Consider the following 24579-nt stretch of genomic DNA (forward strand, 5'->3'; position numbering starts at 1 on the left):
AAAAAATTTTTAAAAAAGTTTGGAACATATAAAATAAAATATCGTCTATAGATTATAGTTATTAGTAATAATTAGTAAAAATAATTTTAAAACCGAGGAGGAATTGTTGTGAAAAAAATTATTTCAATGCTGCTTGTAGTTGTTATGATGATTACATTTATAGTGCCTGCAATGGCAAGCGATGTAGCTTCAGAAGATAATGCGTTAGCCATTGCAATTAAAGCAGTAAGAGAGAAAATTGAAATACCAGAAGAATGTAATATTTTTAATTACTACATAAATAATAAAGGAGGCTTAACTTCATTTAACTTAGAATGGACCAGTGATACTGAGGGTAAATCAATTAATGTTTCTATTGATGAAAATAATTTAATCAGACGTTATTATTGGTATGATCGTTCAACACATTCATATGAAAAGAAAATACCTAAGTTTTCAGAAGATCAAAGCCGAGAAATTGCAGAGAAGTTTATAAATAATCTTGATTCAAAGCTATTAGAACAATACAGTCTTATTAAGCAAAACATTACATACAGAGAAGACAGTGAATACATATTTAGCTATGTAAGAGAGGCAAATGGTATAAAATACTATTCTAACGATATAAGTATCAGTGTAAATAAGTTTACAGGAGATGTTAGCAATTATACCTGCAATCACACAAGTAAAATTACTTTTGAAGATGCTTCTAAGATTATAAGCAATGAACAGGCAAAAAAAGCTTTTATCGATAAGCTTGGGCTAAAATTGGTATATATGATAAAAACAAAAGACAATATGCAGACTTCATATTTAGCATATGTACCTAAATATTCAAACAAATACATAGATGGATTGACAGGTGAAGTGGAGGATGTTAGCACTGGACGTTACTTATATGACGAGTATGGCTTTGATACTGCTGCCAAAAGTGCAGTGGTTGCAGCAGCAGGTGGAAATATAAATTTAACACCTGAAGAACTTGAGGCTGTTAAGAGCATGTCAGATGTTATGTCCAAAGAAAATGCTGATAAAAAGGTAAGGGGGATAAGTTTCTTTGGTCTTGATGATAGCTTCAAGCTTGCAAATTCTTATTTGAGTAAGGATTGGAGAGATAATGAATCGTTTATATGGTATTTAAACTATAAAAAGGAAATAAGTAAAGATAAAGTTTTATACAGAGATATACAAATTGATGCAAAAACTGGTGAAATCCAAAACTTTGGCTTTACTGGTTCACAAGAAGAAAGTACAAAGCCAAAAAAGACTGAGGAAGAAGCAAAAGCTATTTGTGAGGATGTATTAAAAAGCCTAATGCCTGGTAAATATGATAAATTAAAGTATGATGACAGCTATTCAGTTGCTTTTGAGAAAAAAAATCAGGATTATTATACATTTAGATTTGTAAGAATGGAAAACGGAGTGGAATGCCCTGACAATTATGTACAAATATCATATGATAATGTTATAGGAAATGTTTCCGGAGCAAATAGTAATTGGAGTAAAAATACAACCTTTGAGGTTCCAAAAAACATAATAGCCGTAGAAAAAATTTATGATATTCTTTTTGACAAAATAGGATATGATATCAGATATGTCAGTGATTATTCAAAGACAGAAAATGAAAAGGTATGGAGTGAGTACGAAGAAGCTTATAATGCCGTTTTGGGTTACTTTATTAATACAGATAAACCATCTGTAATAAGTGCAAAGACAGGTGATATTCTAGATAATTCAGGGGAAGTCTATATTGAAAATGAAGTATTGGATTATACTGATATTGAGGGACTAAAGGCAGAAAATGAGATTAAAATTCTTACTCAAATGTCTATAAGATATTTTGATAGCCAATTAAAGCCTAAAGAAAACTTACTTCAGAAAGATTATTTTATTTTACTGTGTCAGCTAAATAATCAGTTCTATTTTGGTAACAAAATGGATGATGAAACTATTGAAAATATGTATAATTCTTTAATATATTCAGGAATAATTACTAAGGAAGAAAAAGCACCAACCTCAGCTATAAGCCGAGAAGAAGCAGCAAAGTACTTTGTTAGATTCCTTGGCTATAAGAATGTTGCAGAAATAAAGGGTATATATAAATCAAACTTTAAGGATGCTAATAAAATTGATCCTGATTTGCTAGGATATGTTTGTATTGCGTCTGGTTTGAAGGCGATGAATGGAAGCAATGGAAACTTTAATCCTAAGAATAAGATGACTAGACTTGAGGGGCTTTTGAGTATCTATAGTTATTTGAGCAATAAATAAGTTTATTTAAGAAATTAAAAAATAATCCAATTTTTTCACATTAGTAAGTAATCTGTGTTTGAGTTTTATAAAAGATATGTTTGCAACATTGGTAATTATTAAAGACCTAATAAAAGACCTTACGAACCTAGACAAGGTTATATGTCTGATATATTAGTAATTATCAAATGGAAAATTTGAGTATAATAAGAAATTGTATAAATTAAAAGTAAACATAAAAAGTGGGGGACTGGCAAATTGTCAGTCCCCCCAAATAATAGGGATTTATCAAAAAAATAGATATAAGCGATTGATTGAATAAAACTAACTGAAACGTATGAAAATAAAAAATGAATGAATACTCATGCTACTGAATAATTATACATTGCTTAATTAGAAAATTCAACTATTAATTTAATTATTTGTAACAATTTTACAATAAATATTAAGAAATAGTACTAAGTAGCGATATATTTAATTGCGATGTTCTGTTAGAAATTGACGTAAGAAATAAAAGGTGTAACACAATATTTTAGCTGATAAAGCGGAAATCGGTTGCTGTGAGTATTGACCCGAGCCTGGATATGGAGTGTAATATGGTCGGCGTAAGTGCTTGTTTTCACTGCAATTATTTCAGTGTTAATTTCGAGAGCGAGCCATTAATATTTCATTAATATATTGTATGCGAGTATTGTTTATGAAGTTTACTGTTTTGCATATTGTATTGTCAGAGGCTGAATAGTAACAATATTTTTTTCTGTAACTATTTAAATTGTGGAATTGCTAACTAAATATTGCAAAATATTTGATGAGTATAATTATCAACAAATTTATTTGACTATGAACCATAACAAAGATAAAATTAAGTAAAATATAAATTATTTTTACGGAGGAACAGCAATGCTAACACATATTGTATTACTTAGATTAAAGGATAAAAGTGAAGAAAGTTTACAGAAAATGAAATCAGAATTGCTATCGCTTAAAGGTCAAATTCCTTGTTTGAAATTTATAGAGGTTGGAACAGATATATTACATTCAGAAAGATCTTACGATGTTGGACTCTATACAAAATTTGATTCTTTGAAGGATATGGAAGAATATCAGGTACATCCAGCTCATCTTAAGGTTCTGGAATATATAAAAGAAGTGAAAGAATCATCCGTAGCAATTGACTATGAAAGCGAAAACTAAATTTAAAAAAATGCAGTTTTAGTTTTTATCTTTTGGATAGAATAAGTTTAAAGAAGTTAAGTCCATCTCCTTACATTTTAGTAAAGTGTATGGACTAATGTTAATTTGCTGAACTATAATACAAGATAATATTTGGAGATAAAGATGAAAAAATATACATTACTAATATTAATTTTGATAGCTGCTCTTGTTTCTGGCTGCACTAATAATTTGTATACAAACAAAGAAATTAATAATGCTGAAAATACTGTTTTAGGTGAAGCTTCTAGCTTAACTCAGAGTCAGGAGCAAATGGATGCACTTTCTTCTGACAGTATCGTTGAAAGTACTGATAGCAGTGATGACAGTAATACTAGAAATGAGGCTAATGGCGACACTGATAATAAAACAGTAACAACTGACAACACTCAGCAAGCCAACATCATTGACTACAGCAGCATTAAGCCAGATGAAAGTGGTCAAATTATGGTTGTCATGTTCCACAACTTTGTTGAAGAATACCAAAGTGGAGATAAGGAGTATACAACCACATTTTCAGAGTTCGAAAAACTTCTTCAGGATTTATATGATAGAAAGTATAGACTGATTAGTCTTACAGATATGCTGAACAATAATATTAATGTTCCTGCGGGCTGCATACCTATTGTTTTTACGTTTGATGATGGAACAGCAGGAGAGTTTAATTTAGTTGAAAAAGATGGAACTCTTATTGCTAATCCCAAGTCAGCTGTTGGTATAATGGAGGCATTTTATAAGAAGCACCCTGACTTTGGACTAAATGGCACATTCTTTGTTAATTTAGGTGTTAAAACTACTTTCAAAGGTGCTGGAACAATGTCAGATAGACTAAAGTATCTCATTGACAAAGGATTTGAAATTGGAAATCATACAAAAACACATGTATCGTTACCAAGTGTTAAAACTGTTCAAAAGATGCTTGAAGAGGTTGGAGGCAACCAAAAGCTTATGAATGAATATGTACCTGGATATGCTTTTAATTCTTTTTCACTTCCCTTTGGCAGTGCATCAAAGAATTTAAAGGAATACGTCATTCAGGGAAATTATGAAGGTACCGAATACAAGCACTCTGCAATTATGCTGGTTGGTGCAAATCCATCACCGTCACCAGTTTCAGTTAAATTTGATCCACTGGCTATTCCTAGAGTAAGAGCCACAGGTATAACCAAGGTTGATTGTGATTTGGCATGGTGGCTTGATGCATTGAGCAAGGGCAATTCACAGTACGTAAGTGATGGAGATGCTAACACTGTCACTGTACCGCAACAAAAAAAAGAGAACGTTGATATGGCAAGGCTAAATGGAAAACAGTTGGTGACGTATTAGACGTATTAAATAATTGCCGAATGTTATTGATACAAAATAATAATATAGTGGAGAAGATTTTCTATATTACTTTGTGAAATATTTGAAAACAGTGATAAAGACTTATACTTAGCTTAGTTAAATAGACTTTTTAAGGATGTTGTTCAGACGGGTTATCTGTCAGAAGACATCCTTTTGCTTTTCATAAGTTATGTGAAAAAATAATATCATTTGCAAAAATACTGGTAATACTTTATAATAAAGTAAACGAACTGGAAATTAAAAATCAAATTCTAAATCACATTTCACAATTTAAAAATTATTTAAAAAGCAGAACTTTTTATTTAATAAAAAGTTTTATTGTTTTGGGCTGAAAATGGGCATAGAGGCTAATTTATATGATGTTAAAAGGGGAGAGATTATAATTTATGAGCCAGAAGCGAAGCAATAAGATTCAAACTGATGTTGATGTGAAGCGAAAAGCAATTAAGCAGGTAGTATATCACATCAAAAGGAAGGCAGCTACAGAATATGTTGGTATTGATCTTCTTAAGGAATGGATTAAGTATATAGAGGAAATAATGTCTAAAGAAGAATTTGTGATTAAGGATTACATTGAAGCCAGAAAGAGCCTGAATGATATTATCGAGAGAACCCTTGATGAAGAGATGAGATTTAAATTGAGGGATTCATGGTTTAGCTTGGGCAAGGCGTTAGAAAAAAAAGCGAAGGTTCACTGATGCAAATATTTTTATGGGAGGTATATAATGCTTTTGAATCAAGAGACTATAGAGGTAAGAGATAGAGCGTTGCTAGAAAGCATTAAGAGCGATATCCAAAGTCATCTAAATGAAATAGGTATTACTACTTCAAATATTATTGTTGAAATGAGTTCAAAAAGCATAGTCCTTAATATAGGTATACAATGTCTTTCTCATAATATAAAGCAGCATCAATTTGATGGTAATTTATAGATGGTATTATTTTTATAGCAATTAAAGATATATTTATTAAAACTATGCCTATTGCCTATTTTTTTATGCTCAAACTTGACACATAAGAATCTGTTGGAGAATTACCAATGGTTATTTTAATTAACATAAAAGAGATTAATAGACTCCCTTATTGCGAGATACAATTGGGAGTCTTAAAATTGTAGTTGCCAATAATTAATATAACCCACTTTTTGATATTATCAATCAAAGGTGGGTTATATTAAAATACAGGAAACAATACGTTTTTTCGTAGTTATTTTAGCTTAACGAACTAATGAACATTTTTGCATTTTCTATAGCCTTTAGTACAGTTTCGCCAGCAGGACCACCTGGAAGCTTTCTTCCTGCAACACACTTTTCAAGACTGATTTCAGTATAAACATCATCCTCAATCTTTTCAGAGAAACCTTTAAACTCTTCCATACTCATATCATCAATAGCTTTGTTATTTTCAATACAGTAAAGCACCATTTTACCTATAATTTCATGGGCGCTTCTAAAAGGAATACCCTTTTTTACAAGATAATCGGCAATATCTGTAGCGTTTGTAAAGCCGCCTTGGGCTGCCTTGTACATATTTGTTTTACGAAGCTTCATAGTGGCAAGCATATTTGAAAAAACAGGCAAACACATTTTAACGGTATCCACTGCATCAAATATAGCTTCTTTATCCTCTTGCATATCCTTGTTATAAGCCAATGGAAGGGACTTCATAACTGTAAGCATAGTCATAAGGCTTCCATATACACGTCCTGTTTTACCACGGGCAAGTTCAGCTACATCAGGGTTTTTCTTTTGAGGCATAATACTGCTGCCTGTACTATAAGCATCATCCAGTTCAACAAAGCCAAACTCATGGGATGACCAGAGAATTATTTCCTCACTAAGTCTGCTCATATGCATCATAAGAATTGAAAGGCATGAGAGCAATTCAATAGCAAAATCTCTATCACTTACACCATCAAGACTATTTTGTGTAACATCATTAAATCCAAGCTCATTTGCAACCATATACCTGTCAAGAGGGTATGTTGTACCAGCTAAAGCTCCTGAACCAAGTGGGAGTACATTCATTCTTGAATAACAATCACTCAATCTCCCAATATCACGTTTGAACATTTCAAAATAAGCCATCATATGATGAGCAAAGGTTATAGGCTGTGCTCTCTGTAAGTGAGTATATCCTGGCAGGATAGTGTCTAAATTATCTTCTGATATTTTTATAATAGTATTTTCAAGATTAACAAGCATGTCTTTAATGATATTAATTTCGTCCTTTAAATACATTCTTATATCAAGGGCAACCTGGTCATTTCTGCTTCTTCCAGTATGGAGTTTCTTTCCTGTATCTCCAATTCTGGAAATAAGTATCTTTTCAATATTCATGTGAATATCTTCTGCATCAATTTCAAACTCAATTTTTCCGGCTTCAATATCACTTAAAATAGCTTTAAGTGTATTTTGAATTAGGGTACTTTCCTCAGTAGAAATAATTCCGCATTTGCCAAGCATATTTGCATGGGCGATACTTCCCAATATATCATGCTTGTACATTCGTGAGTCAAATCTAATAGAGGAGTTGAAGTCATCTACTAGCTTATCAGTTCCTTTTTCAAATCTACCGCCCCAAAGTTTCATATTTACCTCCATCTACCAAAAATAACAATAGTATTTTTTAGTTAGTTTAACTTTCCCATTCTTACATTAGCTAATACAAAAACTTAATCTAACACGTTGGCTATTTATTTACAAGCCTTGCAGAGTAAAAGCACAGTAATGGATTACTTATACTTCCGTACTAACTTATCTAAGTGGGTTACTCAAATATTTGATGAATTAATAATATTTCAATTTTAATAAAGGGACAACCCATTTAGGATTGTCCCATACAAGTTCATTAATGTTTAAATAATTTGTCCTAATAATGGATACAAAAGCTCAAAAAGAATCTTTTCACGAACCCATGCATTTTATTGCTTATAAAAAAGCGCAAGAGTTTTTGCCATTTTGTATGGAGCACTATACTAATTATTTTATATCCTTACCTTGTAGCATTTGAGCTCTAACTTTTATCGGAAGACCAAAGAGATTAATAAAGCCTTCAGAATCCTTTTGGTTGTAAACTTCATCCTTATCAAAGGTAGCAATTTCTTCACTGTACAAGGAGTATTCAGACTTAGCACCTGCAGGCATACAGTTACCTTTGTAGAGTTTCATTCTAACTGTACCTGTCACTGTCTCCTGTGTTTTATCAACAAATGCTGATAATGATTCACGAAGAGGAGTAAACCACTGTCCGAAGTATACTAATTCAGCAAATCTCTGAGCTACCAAATCCTTGTAGTGAATAGTGTCTCTGTCTAAGCAAAGCAATTCTAATTCTCTGTGTGCAGCATAAAGAACTGTTCCGCCTGGAGTCTCATAAACACCTCTTGATTTCATACCAACAAGTCTGTTTTCAACTATATCAGCTATACCAACTCCGTTTTCTCCTGCAACCTTGTTTAGTACATTCATTAATTCAATTGGACTGTACTCTACACCGTTTACTTTCTTAGGAATACCTTTTTCGAAATAGATCTCAACATATGTTGGTACATCAGGAGCTTTTTCAGGTGAAACCATTAGCTGTAATATTTTATCATATTGTGGTTCATTCCAAGGATCTTCTAAATCCATACCCTCATGGCTTAAGTGCCATAGATTCTTGTCCATACTATAGTTATCTTCTTTAGTAACTGGAACAGGAATATTTCTTGCCTTAGCATAATCTATTTCTTCTTCTCTTGACTTAATGTCCCAAATTCTCCAAGGTGCTATTATTTTAAGATGAGGAGCTAAAGCTTTAACAGTTAACTCAAATCTAACTTGGTCATTACCTTTACCAGTACAGCCATGGCAAATTGCAGTACAACCTTCGTTCAATGCAATCTCAACCATTCTCTTTGCAATGATAGGTCTAGCAAAGGAAGTACCTAATAGATATTTTCCTTCATATATTGCACCAGCTTTTAATGTAGGATATATAAAGTCAGTTATAAACTCTTCTCTTAAATCCTCTATATAAATCTTGGAAGCACCTGTTTTTATTGCTTTCTCGTTTAATGGCTCTAATTCAGCGCCTTGTCCAACGTCACCAGCCATAGCGATTACTTCATAATCATAGTTTTCTTTTAACCATGGAATAATAATTGAGGTGTCAAGTCCACCTGAATAAGCTAATAAAACCTTTTCTTTGCTCATATTTACCATCCTTTCAGCTGAAAAATTCAGCAACAACTAAATATTTAAAATTAAAAAACAATACTATAAAATTATGCTAAAATATATTATAAATGAATTCTTAATTAGAAGGGAAGAAAACTCCCTGATAAATTAAGTTTTTACCAAATAATAAATTTACAACAATGATTATACAATGTATTGCATAAATATTCAATATGATTTTATATTTATACAATAATATTAAAATTATAAGTATTTCTATTCAGCCTCATAAATAGAATACACTCAGTCTTTGGATGTTTAATTTATTAATGGTCTGTTTTGTAATAAATATTTTTTATCTAACATTTGAATGGAAAGCTAAGCCGCGATTAAGTATACTAATGGCTTTTTGACAAGAAAAGCAGCATATAGGATGCCATTATTCAGCTTTTCATTTTATAGTTGAATAGCCAAAAAAATATAATTTGTCATTGACTGAATAGTGACTAAAAATGTTATAATGTGCAAGTTAATTTTGGTTGAATTTTATATCCAGTCAAAGAAATGAATTTTTTATTTGATTTATTCATTTGATTATTATTAAAATTAAATATTTGATTTTTAACTTACAAGGTTAAGTGAACTATAAAACTTTGAATAATAGAAAGCATGGGGGTTACTAATGATAATAATGGGGATAGACCCTGGATTTGCAATTACAGGCTATGGTGTTGTAAAATATGAAGGGAACAAATTTTCGGTTTTGGATTATGGAGCAATTACAACAGAGGCATCCATGAAGCTTTCACAAAGGCTTTTAGTGCTATATAATCAGTTGGAGGAATTGATTGAGAAATTTAAACCAGAGGCCATTGCCATAGAAGAATTGTTTTTTAATAAGAATATAAAAACTGCCCTTAATGTTGGACATGGCAGAGGAGTGGCGGTACTTGCTGCTGCAAAAGCAGGTGTTGATATATATGAATATACTCCTTTGCAGGTAAAGCAGTCGGTTGTAGGGTATGGCAGAGCTGAAAAAGTACAGATACAGCAAATGGTAAAAGCTATATTGAACTTAAATGCTATTCCCAAACCGGATGATGTTGCTGATGCTTTGGCAATTGCAATATGCCATGGAAATTCCCATAGGATGGGAACTATTTTAGGATATAATAAATTTTAGACCAAACAATATATTGGAGAGTGTAAAATGTTTGCATATATAAAGGGAACTTTGGAAGATAAGTCTAGTAGCAGTATAATTGTAGAAGCAGGTGGAATAGGATATAGGATTTTTACCGCATTATCTACTATAAACAGTGTAGGACAGATTGGAACACAGGTCAAAATACATACTCATTACTATGTAAGAGAAGACTTAGCAGTTTTATATGGCTTTCACACTGTGGAAGAACTGGGTATGTTTGAAATGCTGATATCTGTATCAGGAGTTGGGCCAAAGGCTGCTATTTCATTAATATCAACACTTTCACCATCCAAATTTGCTCTTGCAGTTGTTTCACAGGATATAAAATCTTTAACAAAAGCTCAGGGAGTTGGAGCAAAGGTAGCTCAAAGAATTATCCTGGAACTTAAAGATAAAATATCTAAAGAGCAGCTTACAAATAATACTTTTGGCTGTTCGACAATAAATGAACAAAATGAAGGTGACTGTGCATTAACTGAGGCGGTGAGCGCACTTATGGTGTTAGGATACAATTCCTTTGAAGCTTCAAAGTCAGTTAATAACGTATACACAGAGGGAATGAGCGTAGAGGAAATTATAACGAAGGCACTTAAGTCACTTTCAATGAAATAAGCTTTATCATTCGGATCTAAGGGCTGTCCTTAAGATAAAGTCCTGTTGTTTTGCTGTAAAATACAATAGAGATGTACTATACCCAACTGTACTTTTTGTATAAAAGAAAAAAGAACAGAATTTAAATTAATTAATACTTATTTTATTCTAATTTTGCAGTTGAATTTATAGGTGCAGGAGACCTTACTAACTATTAAGTCAGATAATTATATAGCATAAGCTAGTTTACATAGTAACAAAAGATTTATAAACTCTAGTAAGTTCGGCTTTCTTTGAAAAGTTTGTTTAGATAAATTACATGTATAAAAGCATGCTCAATGGATATAATTTTAGAATTTACCAAATAGCAAAATCAGTATCCATCTATAGTTATATATATTGAAGTCATTATTATATGCGACAATATAGTAAGCTGGGGATAAACATGGAGGTTAATATGGAAGATGAAAGACTAGTAAATAGAGAAACACATTCTGAAGATATTGATGAAGTGAGTTTAAGACCAAAAAAGCTTGACGAATATATAGGACAATCCAAGGTGAAGAGTAATCTGAATGTATTTATTGAGGCTGCTAAAAGAAGAAATGAAGCTTTGGATCACGTTTTACTATATGGACCTCCTGGATTGGGAAAGACTACACTTGCCAGTATAATTTCATCTGAAATGGGCGTAAACCTTAGAATTACATCGGGACCAGCAATTGAAAAAGCAGGGGATTTGGCTGCAATACTAACAAATTTAAGCACCCATGATGTACTTTTTATTGATGAAATTCATCGCCTTAACAGGAGTGTAGAAGAAATTTTATATCCGGCTATGGAAGACTATGCCTTGGACATAATCATAGGTAAGGGACCAAGTGCTCGTTCTATTAGAATTGACCTTCCTAAATTTACATTAATAGGTGCTACTACCAGAGCTGGACTACTTACTGCCCCGCTCAGGGATAGATTTGGCGTTATTAATAAGCTTGAAATGTATACTGCCGATGAACTTAAGCATATTGTAAAGCGTTCTGCAGGAATACTTAACATAGAATTAGATGAAGATGGTGCTTATGAAATTGCAAGAAGGTCAAGAGGAACGCCTAGAATTGCAAACAGGCTATTGAAAAGGGTTCGTGATTTTGCGCAAGTTATTGGAAAAGGGATAATAGATTTAAAGGTTGCAAAACATGCCCTTGATGCCCTTGAGGTTGATGAAATTGGTCTTGATGGCGTAGATAGAAATATGCTTTTGAGTATAATAACAAAATTTAGTGGGGGACCTGTAGGACTTGATACTCTTGCAGCTTCTATTGGAGAGGACCCAGGAACAATAGAGGATGTATATGAGCCTTTTCTTATACAACTGGGTTATATTAATAAGACACCTAGAGGGAGAATGGCTACAAGGCATGCATATGAGCATTTTGGACTGCCTTTTGGGGAGGAATAGATATAATAAGATTTTTTATTATTCCAATTTATCTTTGAATTATAATATTACAGCAATGTGTTGTGCGAATTATTTTATAAACCTTGCATTTTTTGAACTATGTTTGCAGGTAAATTGTTTGTTGTTATACTGGTACGCGAGTACAAATAAGGTAAATATCTTGTGAATAGCCTATTTAGAATAAGTTTGTACGGAAGTAACAGTAAGCTAGTACTATTATTTTATATAGTATTATTAATTAAAGAAAAATGATTAATTTTATTGGGAAAGGACTAGCATTAAATGAAACTTATATTGCATATGTGTTGTGGACCATGTTCCACATTTCCTATACAGGAGTTGTTGAAAGAGAACTTTGAAATTCAAGGTTTATATTATAATCCTAATATTCATCCAATCGAAGAACATACTAGAAGAAAAGAAAATGTAGAAAAACTCAGCAGTATAACAAATATACCAGTAGCATACGATGATGAATTTAGGCAGGATGAGTGGGAAGCAATGAAGGATATTGGAGAGGACAGATGCCATAAATGCTATTCCTTACGATTAGAAAAAGCTGCAAGGTATGCAGCGGAAAAAGGTTATGATGCATTTACTACAACTCTTTTGGTTAGTCCATATCAAAAACACGATTTAATAAAAGAACTTGGTGAATATTATGCAAAGAAATATGGTGTGCAATTTGTATATAGGGATTTTAGACCAGGCTTCAGACAAGGACAGCAAATGGCAAGAGATATGGGACTGTATCGCCAAAAGTATTGTGGATGTATATTGTCGTTGAACAATAAATAACATTAATGTTACTGCTGACCGAAAACTCGGATTGTGGATGTATATTGTTGTTGAATAATAAATAATAATCTGACCGCTGGCTGAAACCTCTGATTGCGGATGTGATTGTTGATAAGCAATAAATAATTAACTTTCCAATATAGAAATTTTATTGTTGCGGGAGGCCTATCAATGGTTTCCTGCCATATTTATTGTATTAATATAGGAATTTTTTATGTATTTATAAATAAGTGTGTTTCGAAATTACTTTTATTTCTGAGCTTGAATGTGTACACTAAAATACTCCAGACAATTTTTTATATTTCAGATATTTTTAATTCTTTTTTTATAGGGATATTGAAAAGAAAGCTTTTTTTACATGCAAATTCATGCAGTTATTTAACCTTGATATGGCTGAACATCAGCAAATTGAGCCAAATAAATTGAAAAATAACTTTTTGAAGTAAAGTAAATGAGCCAGTAATGAACTATCTTAGCGTTTTAAACGCCGCACACATTCCGTTTTTAGTTAATAGTATATTCAAAGTTTGTCGGTTTTTCGTTAATTTATCAAATTACTTTTACACAAATGTTACATTTTTTTTAAAACTCTAATTTCGTTTTCTATTTTTCTAAATAAAATAGTATACTTAAACTATATATCATAACTAGTACTATAATTTTACCTTTAAGGGTTCAAAAATATATAGCACAATATTTTACATAGGATAAAGTATTAGTCAAGCCTTTTCAATAGAAACCTTGAATAATACGACTATTTTTAGGAGGACAGTACATATGAAAAAAATACTAATACACTTTATATTGATTTTAAGTCTCTTTACAGTTTTTACAACAGTTACATTTGGTCAGCAGCAGCCAATAAGTGTAATAGTTAATGATATAACAATCAAATTTCCTGATGCACAGCCATTTCTTGATTCAAATAATAGGACTCAAACACCTGCTAAATTTATTGCTGAAGAATTGGGAGCCACTGTAGCTTGGGACGGTCAAGAGCAGAAAGCAACCTTTAAATTAGGAGACACCACATTAGTACTTTTTATAAATGATGCATATTACACATTAAATGGTAAATTAAAGCAGATGGATACTACTGCTTTGTTAAAGGATGGCAGAACCTATGTACCAGCAAAGTATGTAGCTGAAGCCTTTGGTGCTGATATTAGCTGGAATTCTGCAAATAGAACAGTTTATATTAGTACAAAAAATACAGTCATTACAGGCGGCTCAGATACTAAAGGAAACTCTAGTGCTGACGATGGTACAAGCATTAAGGACAGCACAAACAATTCAGTATCACAGGAGCCCAACACAAGCAATGAAAATGCAAATGAGGAAACAGCTGTAAGTGACCAAGAGCAAATACATACCGTATTAACTTATGTTAATGATAAAAATAAAGCTTACTATTTATTAAAGGATATTAATTTATTAAGCCTTGGTTCTGGTAACAATTTTTCAGAAGCATATGATATGGAAAACGGCAGATATTCAATTATTATACCTGAAAGGTCAGGTGTTTTCATAAAGCAAGAAGTTCTTAACATTGACGATTCATTGGTGAGTTCTGTTGAAATAAAAGAGGATGAGGAAACAAAAGCTACTCATATAGTGTTTAATATAAAAACAGAGGTTAATTTTTACATATCCTATAATGAAAAATCAAATGTGACTGAAATAAATTTACTTGCACCTAAGAAGGCTGAACTATCATATATAAATAAATACGATAGAGTCTATTTCTCATTAAAGGGAATACAACTTGCAAGTGTTGGTTCTACTATTACAAATTACTTTACAGAAAGCTATGATGCAGAACAATACACAATAATTTTGCCTGCAAGTTCTAAAATTTTTCTTAAGGAAGAAGTTTTTAACATAGATGATTCACGGGTTAGTACCGTTGAAATTAAAAGAGATAAAGAAACAAGAGACACTCATATAGTCATTAATACAAAAAAGGAGTTCAAATTTTTCATTTCTTTTAATGAAAAACTGAATCAATCTGAAATAAACTTGTTAACGCCTGCAAAAGATGATGAAATAATAGTTGTTATTGATGCTGGTCATGGTGGTGTTGACCCTGGTGCTTGTAAAGGTACTACATATGAAAAAGATTTAAACCTTGCTATAGCATTAAAGTTGGAAGAACTTCTTGAGGCTAAGAATATTAAAACGTATATGATTCGTCAAGATGACACATTTGTTGGCTTATATGATAGACCATATATTGCAAATGCCTTAAATGCAACACTGTTTTTAAGTATACATAATAATTCTATTGACAATAGTAAAGTAAGTGGAACAGAAACACTATATTATCCTGAAAGGGCTGGGGATACCTCATTTACAGGCGAGAAATTTGCAAAATTGCTACAAGATTCGTTAATTAATAAGTTGAAAACAGTTAATAGGAAAACCGTTGAAAGGCCAAATCTTGTTGTATTAAAATATACAAAAATGCCAGCTGCCCTTTGCGAAATAGGGTTTTTAACTAATCCCACTGATTTAAAGAACTTAAAAAGTGAGGCTTTTCAGCAAAAAACTGCGCAAGCTTTATGTGATGCAGTAATTAAGGCTTTAGAGAAAATTGAACTAGAGAAAAAAGCCAATCAATAAAGACAGCATAGTTAAAGTTTTTTATTTGATAGCAATTACTCTTGGGAAATAATAAAATGTATAAATTTGGTCTATAATTATTTTATGGAAATTTTTTCAAAAATAAGGAGGACTAAATAATGAAAAGAACAATTAGCATTATGCTAGTAGTTATGCTGATGATTACAGGATGTTCATTTATAGGAAAGAATCCGAAGGATTCAGATAAAATTATTCCTGATGCTATACAGACAGACAAGGATGAAAATTCGGCGGCAAATGCCTTTGTAATTAATGAATCAGCACAAAATAGCAATAATACTACAGCTGCAAATTCGACTAGTGATAATGCATTAATGGCTAGTGGAGCAGCAAGCGGTATTTCTAGTGAATCAATAGATACAGAGACTTTTGTAGAGAATGGGACAGGAAAAGGTGTTATCAGTGATTCAAATAATAAAGAAAGTGTATTGATAACACTTTATTATAGAACTAAAGAAGGCCTGCTTGTACCTGTTACTAGAAAAGTAACAAAGCAAGAAGGCTTAGCGAAGGCGGCAATAAACGGTTTAGTGGATCAAGCAGTAACAAGGGAACAGCTGGCTTATTATGGCTTGTATCCTGTATTGCCAAAGGGTACAACTATAAGAGGTCTGAGCATTAAAAATGGAAATGCTATTATAGACTTTTCGAAGGAATTTCTTAATTCTGCAAGTAAATCTGATGAGCAAATGATAATTTCCTCCGTTGTATATACTTTAACAGGATTTAAAACAATTTCAAATGTTGAAATAAGAGTTGAAGGAAAAACACTTGATAGGCTTGTTAACGGCACTGATTTACCCGAAATTTCCAACAGACAGAATACTTTTATTAATACGGATGAAACCGAACTTAAAGATGGTTGCGTAAAATGCGATTTATATTATATGGTCTATGGTAATAAAGAGTTAAATTATCTAGTGCCAGTCTCAAAGCAAATTGAAAAATCAGAGGCTAATCAAATTCCATTAATGATGTTTTCTGAACTTGCAAAAACACCAAGTGAATCTAAATATTTTACATCATTCCCAGAAGGAACTAAGCTGCTTTCATATGACGAACGAAATGGGTTGGTGACATTGGATTTTTCTTCTCAGATAAGCAATTATGGAGGATCAGAGAAGGAACAAAGCTTATTAAATCAGATATATTATACTGTAAGCCAATTAAAAGGAGCTAATAAAGTAAAAATATTGATAGATGGAAAGGAAAACACTTTACCAGAAGGTACTGAGGTTGCAGTAGCTAAAATTTTACCCGGTACTATAAATAAGGTAATAGACAAATAAATTTCATACAAATGTAATTAACCCAGTACCCCATTTATCTAAGTTATACTCGCGTACCAGCATAAGTAATTAAGTAGTTTGCCTGTAAAATTCATTTCAAAAAAATCAGCAAACGAGTTAGGCTAATAATTCTGTGAACTTTGCAGGTAAATATAAGGTACTAGCTTACTGGTACTCCCGTACAAACTTATCTAAATGGGTCACTTACAAGATATTTGTTACGCAGGGCTGTTGCAAAACAAGATTTTCTGTATATCGATACTTTTCACCGCAATTATTTCAGCGTTAATTTCGTGAGCAAGCAATAGATATATATTGCATGTGAGTACTATTTAAGCAGTTAATTATTGATATACATTATTTCTTGTTTTGCAACAGACCATAGTAGAATTAACTGTTCTTCAACAAATTCATACAAATTTGATTTAATTAGATTCCAAATTAATAAATATAGGTGATTTTTGTAAAGAATTAATGTATTATTAATAGAGTCAAAAATGATTTGTATCAACTACAGTCATTTTTGACTCTGGTTCTTTTTATCTGGGAATACCAGAGATTAAATTTTTTTATGCTATTTGTATTTTAAAATTTATAAAAAATGTGTAATTACATTATAAATAGTTGTGTTTGCTGCGAAGGAGCCAATCTCACAAATGTGGTTCAATAATACGAACTGCTGCATATGCAGCCTGATTTATATGCAGTGATTTAAATGTTGATTAATTAAAAATTAAATATTATTTATACTTGATTTGGAGGAAATATGTTAAGACAAGACGGAAGAGAGAATGGACAATTAAGACCTGTGAAAATTACAAGAAATTATATAAAACATGCTGAGGGATCAGTTCTAATTGAAGTAGGAGATACAAAGGTTATTTGTACTGCTTCGGTTGAAGAAAGAGTTCCGCCCTTCAAAAAGGATTCAGGAGAGGGATGGGTTACAGCTGAATATGCTATGCTTCCTAGAGCAACAGGTGTAAGAAATGCGAGAGATATATCAAAGCTTAAACTAAATGGCAGAAGTCAGGAAATTCAGCGTTTAATAGGCAGATCGCTGCGAACAGTTGTAGATTTAAAACTCTTAGGCGAGAGAACTATTACTATTGATTGTGATGTAATTCAAGCAGACGGAGGAACTAGAACGGCTTCAATTACTGGAAGCTATGTTGCATTGGTGGATGCGTGCAGAATGCTGAAAAATAATAGATTAATTTCTAAAATGCCTGTTAAGGGGTTTGTTGCTGCCACAAGTGTTGGGGTAGTAAACGGTAAAGAAATGTTAGACCTATGCTATACCGAGGATAGTAATGCAGAGGTGGATATGAATGTAATTATGTCTGACAAAGGTGAGTTTATTGAAATTCAAGCAACAGGTGAAAAAAGCAGTTTTAGTAAAAAGCAATTAGATGGATTGCTGAATTTAGCGCAATCAGGTATAGATAAGCTGATTCAGCTACAAAAGGAAGTATTAAAATAACTAATTTACTTTCTATTTAAGGAATTAAATTTGATTAGGGGAGAAAAAGAATGAATGTATTGGTTGTTGCTACAAAGAATCAGGGGAAGATATCTGAAATAAAAAAAGTTTTAGCTGATATGTCTTTTGAAGTAGTTTCAATTGGTGATATTGGAATAGATATTGATGTTGAAGAAGATGGTACTACATTTGAAGAAAATTCCATGAAGAAGGCTCAAGAGATATGCAAAATATCAAATAAGATAGTTATAGCCGATGATTCAGGGCTTGAAGTGGATTTTCTTGATGGTGCTCCAGGAATATATTCAGCTAGGTTTGGAGACCCCGAGGCTACTGACGATGATAAAAATCAAAAGCTTTTAGGCATGTTAGAGGGTGTACCTTTTGAAAAAAGAACTGCTAGATTTGTTTGTGCCATAGCTGTTGTATTTCCTGATGGAAAAGCTTTTGTTGTACGTGATACTTGTGAGGGCTTTATAGATTTTGAGTGTAAAGGCAATAATGGTTTTGGATATGATCCCATTTTTTATGTACCAGAATATGACAAAACCATGGCTCAATTAGACACAGATATAAAGAATAAAATAAGTCATCGAGCAAAGGCTTTGAACAAAATGGCTGAAAAAATCAAAGAGTATTTACCCGATACTAACTGCTTCTAAAGCAGACAATAGAATATAGATTCTTGATATGTTTATAGTTGTATTTTAGATGGCTATATTTATATAGATTCAGCAAGTTTAAATTATTTGCAGGAATGCTTAATGCATGTCGGTTAAAGCAGCTTTGAATGGTGAGTGTGAATGCTTAAAAAAGCTAATAAGAAGCTAATAAGAAGTAATTGCTAGTTCTAGTAAATTACTAATTTATGTTCATTTGATTATTTGGAAACCATTAATATGTCACTTCCGCTTATAGACCATGGGTATAAGAAGGGAGAATTAAATAAGCTATATTTAATGATTAATAGAAATGAATAATTTGAATTTTAGCTATGGGGGAAGGGGCTAAATGAAAGCACTTGTAATTAGTGATTCTCACGGATATATTTCAAATGCGAGAATAGCAATAGGATTAAATCCTGACGTTGAAATTATAATACATCTTGGAGACTATTATAAAGATGCAGTTCGATTAAGTGAATTGTATCCAAATATTAGATTTGAATTTGTAAGTGGAAATTGTGATGGAAATAAGGATATCAGTACCGAAAAAGTTCTTGAGATAGAAAATAATATAATTTTCATTACCCATGGACATAATTATTCTGTTAAATTGAATTACAAACGTATACTAGAACGCGCTAAAGCTGAAAATGCAAAGCTAGTCTTGTTTGGACATACCCATGTAGCAACTATTGAAAAAATTGATAATATACTTCTGTTAAATCCTGGAAGTATAACGCAATCAAGAAGCCGTTTTTCAGAGTCATATGCTATTTTGGATATCAATAAAAATAAAATTTTTTCTGATATTCTTTATTTTTAAATAAAATTATGTCTTGTAAAGCTTGATTTAAGCGGGTTTTAGAGATTGTAAATAAAAAATAAAAAAATTTTGAAAAAATGTTGACAAAGTATAACATGTCCTTTATAATATTAAAAGTCAGCTGGCGATACACTTCAAACGCTGATGATAAGCAACAGATGCGGGTGTAGTTCAATGGTAGAACATCAGCCTTCCAAGCTGATTGCGAGGGTTCGATTCCCTCTACCCGCTCCATATGTGCCAATAGCTCAGCTGGATAGAGCAACGCCCTTCTAAGGCGTGGGTCTGGGGTTCGAATCCCTATTGGCACGCCAAAAGCATTAGATAACAAAGATTGTTGTCTAGTGCTTTTTTGTATATGTAGGCAATGTACTGCTTTCTAATTTAAGTTGCTCCTTATATAAATTCCATGAAATTAGTTCTAGGTCAATAGCTCGGATAGAACGGTAAACTGAAAGTTATTATTTAGGGGCGGTAGCTTTAACAATCTATTTGGTTTTTTTCTTATAAGCTATGTGGAATTCTATGTCTGAAATTATCAGGTTTCCTACATCTATATGAAAATTATGAAAATGTGCTTAAAACTATTATTGTATGTTATTGTATCAGAAGAAGAACTACTTAAAGAGAAAAGAGGTTCCACTTATAGATGCATTTCAGACACCTTGTTAACAAAGAAAATTCGGTTTGCTCTGAAAAACTGAGCCAAGCGAATTTTCTAAGTGGAGGTGAGTATCATGGTTTGTGTATGATATAAAGGGTAATGTCTTTATTAAGTATTTAATATAAATGCCTTACAAGGTTATAATTTTAACTATAAAAAGATATAAATTTTATTGTATAAAAGTCACATGCTACAAGATTACCTGTTTCAGCTTGCCTAATAGTAATATAATTTGCACCAACACTGACTAGTTCTCCAAATTTATCTACTAATGTTCCTGTTCCAATTAAAAACTCTACTCTGACTTTTCGCCCAATTTTTGTACGTAAGTAACCGTTCAGATATTCTGTGCTCTCAAGTGTTATAGCCTGTGGTTCGCTAGTTGGTGTTATAGGTGTTAATTGGTTGAGGTCTGAAGAAGGTATCAATTCTTCGGGAACAGGGTTGTTTGGGTCAATACGTTCTTTTGGATAGCAGTCGGTGGTATTATAGTATGGAATAAAATAATTTTTCATAATACTAAACTTCCTTTCTTAATTCAATCTATCTAAATTCAATTTGCTATTATTTTCAATATTCTTATAACAATATAAATAATTAAATTATCAGCCTTAACTTTATATTAAAAGTTAATACCTAATTTCAAGGTGATAATATTCTATGTAAATTTACTTACATTTCATCAGGAGTTAACTAGTATTTATATAACTGAGAAAGCTTTATTTTCATATATTTAGTTTTTATGTTTTTGCATACTTTTCTGTAGGTACATAGAAGCAGTGTTTATTTATTCTGGTGAAAATAATACCAGTACCTCCAGGTGGGAAATAAGTTGCACATTTAGGACTATATGGGTTATAGTACCAAAGAGAATTAGCAACTGCACCAAGAGTGTTCCCAGCTAAAGCCCAATCAGCAATGTCATAATGTATTTGCTGTGGATTCATATTATAAATATTTTGTGGGTTATAAGCATTTGCTACTACTTCTTTGCAGCATGTAAACTGATTAATTTGATATATTGCTTTTCGCACATCACCATGAAGCAATCTAAAAAATTCGCCATATGGAACAGTAACTCTGTTCATGACAACAGACGCCACTGCTCTCATGCCGTCATCACCTTCTCCTTCGGCTTCACATTGTATCAATCTTGCAAATAATTCTCTAACTGTATATGCCATTCTCAATCACCTTTAATGGAAAATTGAATAAAACCGTAGTGTAATATTTCTAATAGCAGTATATTAGATGCTAAATAATATTGTTACATTATTATAAAATTATGTTAATCTAAATTAAGCTTCAATAGAATTATTATTAACTAGAGTTTTTCATTGCTTCTGAAATTATTGTTATGTGCCTTAAACTGTGGTTTTAAATATATATTAATGAATAGTAGGGGAGGAATAACACCATGGACTTGTTGGTAAAACTTTTTACTGCAAAGAATATGTTGTTTATCAAACTATAACTTGGTTGGTGATTTTAACATTAATGCAGGCTTAATTTAATAAGGAGTACGCTGTAACTGCTGTACTCCTTTGTCTTTGCTGATTAATCAATTGTATAGCGATATATTTATTCAACTTGTTTTTCAAAAGGAACATATTTGGTTTGTTAAGCCAACTATGGTTCGAAGCTTTAACTCAATAAATACTCAAAAATAAATTTATATATCAATAGCTTTATCAAGCCTTTCAATCCAGAGTAACTGACTTTATGAACCTCTTTATGATACCACTAGTAAAATGACTTGCTGCATTTTTTTTAAATTTAGGGAAATTAATAGTTGCTTCTTCATCTGCCTTGTCAGATATTACTCGAAAAACAATAAAATCAACATTGTGTTCATAGCAAACTTGTGCGACAGCGGCGCCTTCCATTTCAATACACATTAAATTCTGAATTTCGTTTCTTAGGCTTTGTACCTTTTGACTATCTGCTACGAAAATGTCACCGCTTGCAACAGTACCAACTACAACATTAGGAGTTGTAATATTGAACTCTTCTAAATCAGATTTGGAAACGTCAGCTTTCATATTCTCAGATATGTAATGAAGAGCAGATTGTTTAGCGAGTGTTATTATTTTCTCAGGAACTTCAAAGGCCTCTATACCTAGTAATGGTATCTCAAACTTCCTAAAACCCGGTAGAGCACTAGCGTCCATGTCATGCTGCACCAACTTATCAGCAATGACAATGTCGCCTATATTCAAGGTTTTTTCCGCCCCTCCAGCCACTCCGGTGAATACAACTAAATCAACTTTAAAAACCTCAATTAGTGTAGTTACAGTTGAGGCGGCTGCAACCTTTCCGTATCGGGAAAATACTAAAACCACATCCTTACCAAATAACTCACCGATATAAAATTCTCTCATTCCAATTGTTTTTGTTTCTGAAATCTTCATACTTTCTGACAAGAATTGTATTTCCTCTTGCATTGCACCACTTATACCTATTAACATTTTTAACCTCCAACATTTGTTTCAGGGTATAAAATAATAATTGAACATTTAATAAAACTCGTCACAAAGAAGTTTAGGCTTACTTTATGATTGCATAAGTTAAATTAATAAAAACATAGTGCAGTTTTACTAAAATTAAATAAATTTATACTTATTTACTTTTTAGTCTTATGTAAAAAAATAGGTCTATTAGACATTTATGTCTACAGACCTATTATAATACTAAATATCAATATAAGCTAGTAATACAGTTAATATTTTAAATTATATAAAAATATTTTGATACTATTGAGCTTATTAATTTGATTAGATTATGAGTGCCCTACATTCACCATCCATTGTTCATAGTATGCTAGTAGCTGCTAAAATGGGAAATAACATATATCAGCAGTAGACCGCTAATATAGTACTCCCATGCAATATATCAATGGCTTGCTCCCGCAATTGGCGCTGAAACAATTGCGGTGAAGAACAAGCATTTCCGCTGACAGTATTTCCAAGGCATCCTGTCTCGGGTGAATAGTAACACTATTTTAATTGTTTATATAGAATTAATGTTACATTTATACAGATTTTATTTGCTGAATGCTATAAAATAAATAGTAACCATTAGCTTTGCAATACTTCTCCATTTGTACCGATAACAACTATACTCCAAGGAATCATTTTACCTGATTGAATAAGAGCAGTTTTCACTGCATTTACAATACCACCGCAGCATGGGACTTCCATTCTTAAAATTTTAACGCTATTTATATTGTTATTTGAAAGTATCGCAGCAAGTTTTTGGGAGTAATCACCATCGTCAAGCTTGGGGCAACCTATCAAAGTTATTCTGTTTTTCATAAAATCCTTATGAATATTTGCATAGGCATATGCTGTGCAATCTGCTGCAATTAGCAGGTCACAGTTGTCAAAGTAAGGTGCATTAACAGGCACTAGCTTTATTTGGCAAGGCCATTGCTGCAGTTCAGAGGTGAGAGGCTGAACTTGTGCCTGTTCTTGTGTAATGCTATCTGTACTTTTTTTGATGGACATTGCTCTTGAGCCAGGACAACCACTGTGTATTGAAGGATGTGCAGAGGCTTGATTTTGAGAATTGGCTTTCTTTTTCAAGTTTTCTTTAACTAGTTCCTCATCATATGCTTCTGCCTCACGTTCCTCAATTGTAATAGCATTTGTGGGACATTGTGGCAGGCAATCACCAAGACCATCACAATAACTATCTGATATTAGTTTCGCTTTACCATTCTCAAGTATAAGTGCTCCCTCATGGCATGCATTTATACATAGACCGCAGCCATTACATTTCTCTTCATTTATATTGATTATTTTTCTTTTCATATTTACCTCCTTGATGAACATAAGTTCAAATAGATATTTTAAATAACATTGTTGATTTTATTTATTGCTATACGGTGAAAGTTCTTTAGTAATTGTGATTAAAATTAAATTATGATTTTTTTGAATTTCTCAAGCTTAATTATTGGTTAACTTATGAGTTTATTATAATATATAAAATAATAATATTTTGTAGCTGT

Annotated in this window: 20 protein-coding genes and 2 tRNA genes; 16 read left to right on the plus strand and 6 right to left on the minus strand. The window is 32.1% G+C overall.

Translation table 11 applies throughout. The features are described from left to right. Positions 1–108: 108 nt before the first annotated feature. The 5 genes from EHE19_RS07570 to EHE19_RS07590 all read left to right on the plus strand — a co-directional run bounded on the left by EHE19_RS07570 (position 109) and on the right by EHE19_RS07590 (position 5720). On the plus strand, positions 109–2250 hold the full coding sequence (locus EHE19_RS07570; protein ID WP_137696512.1) for an S-layer homology domain-containing protein: 2142 nt from the start codon (positions 109–111) through the stop codon (positions 2248–2250). 879 nt (positions 2251–3129) lie between these two features. Then, positions 3130–3423 carry a Dabb family protein gene (locus tag EHE19_RS07575; RefSeq protein ID WP_137696511.1) on the plus strand — a complete coding sequence of 98 codons (294 nt, stop codon included), beginning with the start codon at positions 3130–3132 and terminating at the stop codon, positions 3421–3423. Positions 3424–3567: 144 nt separating this feature from the next. Further along, entirely contained in the window at positions 3568–4767 is a 1200-nt protein-coding gene (locus tag EHE19_RS07580; RefSeq protein WP_137696510.1) for a polysaccharide deacetylase family protein, read from the plus strand. A gap of 407 nt (positions 4768–5174) precedes the next feature. After that, a complete protein-coding gene (locus EHE19_RS07585; RefSeq protein ID WP_137696509.1) occupies positions 5175–5486 on the plus strand; it encodes a hypothetical protein in 312 nt (103 codons plus the stop codon). Positions 5487–5513: 27 nt separating this feature from the next. Further along, the gene (locus EHE19_RS07590; protein ID WP_137696508.1) at positions 5514–5720 is read left to right on the plus strand and encodes a hypothetical protein; all 207 of its coding nucleotides are present in this window, start codon (positions 5514–5516) and stop codon (positions 5718–5720) included. Positions 5721–5999: 279 nt separating this feature from the next. Here the strand turns inward: EHE19_RS07590 and argH are convergent, their stop codons facing one another. Both argH and EHE19_RS07600 read right to left on the minus strand, forming a co-directional pair. After that, positions 6000–7379: an argininosuccinate lyase gene (argH, locus tag EHE19_RS07595; protein ID WP_137696507.1), complete on the minus strand. Its 1380-nt coding sequence runs from the start codon at positions 7377–7379 to the stop codon at positions 6000–6002. Between the two features lie 390 nt (positions 7380–7769). Then, positions 7770–8984 (minus strand): argininosuccinate synthase, encoded by a 1215-nt coding sequence (locus tag EHE19_RS07600; RefSeq protein ID WP_137696506.1) that lies wholly within the window; start codon positions 8982–8984, stop codon positions 7770–7772. Between the two features lie 646 nt (positions 8985–9630). Here EHE19_RS07600 and ruvC point away from each other — a divergent pair. The 11 genes from ruvC to EHE19_RS07660 all read left to right on the plus strand — a co-directional run bounded on the left by ruvC (position 9631) and on the right by EHE19_RS07660 (position 20220). After that, complete coding sequence (ruvC, locus tag EHE19_RS07605) at positions 9631–10131, plus strand: crossover junction endodeoxyribonuclease RuvC (RefSeq protein ID WP_137696505.1); 501 nt, start codon at positions 9631–9633, stop codon at positions 10129–10131. 27 nt (positions 10132–10158) lie between these two features. Then, on the plus strand, positions 10159–10767 hold the full coding sequence (gene ruvA, locus EHE19_RS07610; protein WP_137696504.1) for a Holliday junction branch migration protein RuvA: 609 nt from the start codon (positions 10159–10161) through the stop codon (positions 10765–10767). Between the two features lie 436 nt (positions 10768–11203). Further along, on the plus strand, positions 11204–12205 hold the full coding sequence (ruvB, locus tag EHE19_RS07615; protein WP_171003500.1) for a Holliday junction branch migration DNA helicase RuvB: 1002 nt from the start codon (positions 11204–11206) through the stop codon (positions 12203–12205). Positions 12206–12487: 282 nt separating this feature from the next. After that, entirely contained in the window at positions 12488–13003 is a 516-nt protein-coding gene (locus EHE19_RS07620; protein ID WP_137696502.1) for an epoxyqueuosine reductase QueH, read from the plus strand. A gap of 777 nt (positions 13004–13780) precedes the next feature. Next, positions 13781–15625, plus strand: a complete 1845-nt coding sequence (locus EHE19_RS19725) for an N-acetylmuramoyl-L-alanine amidase (RefSeq protein ID WP_244648358.1) — start codon at positions 13781–13783, stop codon at positions 15623–15625. Between the two features lie 119 nt (positions 15626–15744). After that, positions 15745–16935, plus strand: coding sequence for a GerMN domain-containing protein (locus tag EHE19_RS07635; protein WP_137696501.1), 1191 nt, complete (start codon positions 15745–15747; stop codon positions 16933–16935). Between the two features lie 766 nt (positions 16936–17701). Next, entirely contained in the window at positions 17702–18418 is a 717-nt protein-coding gene (gene rph, locus EHE19_RS07640) for a ribonuclease PH (RefSeq protein ID WP_137696500.1), read from the plus strand. A gap of 50 nt (positions 18419–18468) precedes the next feature. Then, positions 18469–19080: an XTP/dITP diphosphatase gene (locus EHE19_RS07645; protein WP_137696499.1), complete on the plus strand. Its 612-nt coding sequence runs from the start codon at positions 18469–18471 to the stop codon at positions 19078–19080. Positions 19081–19429: 349 nt separating this feature from the next. Beyond that, positions 19430–19906: a metallophosphoesterase gene (locus EHE19_RS07650; protein WP_137696498.1), complete on the plus strand. Its 477-nt coding sequence runs from the start codon at positions 19430–19432 to the stop codon at positions 19904–19906. 160 nt (positions 19907–20066) lie between these two features. Continuing rightward, a tRNA-Gly gene (locus tag EHE19_RS07655) sits at positions 20067–20140 on the plus strand. 3 nt (positions 20141–20143) lie between these two features. Continuing rightward, positions 20144–20220: transfer RNA gene (locus EHE19_RS07660), tRNA-Arg, on the plus strand. 496 nt (positions 20221–20716) lie between these two features. Here the strand turns inward: EHE19_RS07660 and EHE19_RS07665 are convergent. The 4 genes from EHE19_RS07665 to EHE19_RS07680 all read right to left on the minus strand — a co-directional run bounded on the left by EHE19_RS07665 (position 20717) and on the right by EHE19_RS07680 (position 24382). Next, on the minus strand, positions 20717–21085 hold the full coding sequence (locus EHE19_RS07665; RefSeq protein WP_137696497.1) for a hypothetical protein: 369 nt from the start codon (positions 21083–21085) through the stop codon (positions 20717–20719). A 225-nt stretch (positions 21086–21310) separates the two neighbouring features. After that, positions 21311–21754 carry a cell wall hydrolase gene (locus tag EHE19_RS07670; RefSeq protein ID WP_137696496.1) on the minus strand — a complete coding sequence of 148 codons (444 nt, stop codon included), beginning with the start codon at positions 21752–21754 and terminating at the stop codon, positions 21311–21313. Between the two features lie 516 nt (positions 21755–22270). Next, positions 22271–23038, minus strand: coding sequence for a 5'-methylthioadenosine/adenosylhomocysteine nucleosidase (locus EHE19_RS07675; RefSeq protein WP_137696495.1), 768 nt, complete (start codon positions 23036–23038; stop codon positions 22271–22273). 609 nt (positions 23039–23647) lie between these two features. Continuing rightward, positions 23648–24382: an ATP-binding protein gene (locus tag EHE19_RS07680; protein ID WP_137696494.1), complete on the minus strand. Its 735-nt coding sequence runs from the start codon at positions 24380–24382 to the stop codon at positions 23648–23650. Positions 24383–24579: the final 197 nt, after the last annotated feature.

The organism is Ruminiclostridium herbifermentans, assembly GCF_005473905.2.
Taxonomy (GTDB): Bacteria; Bacillota; Clostridia; order Acetivibrionales; family DSM-1351; genus Ruminiclostridium; species Ruminiclostridium herbifermentans.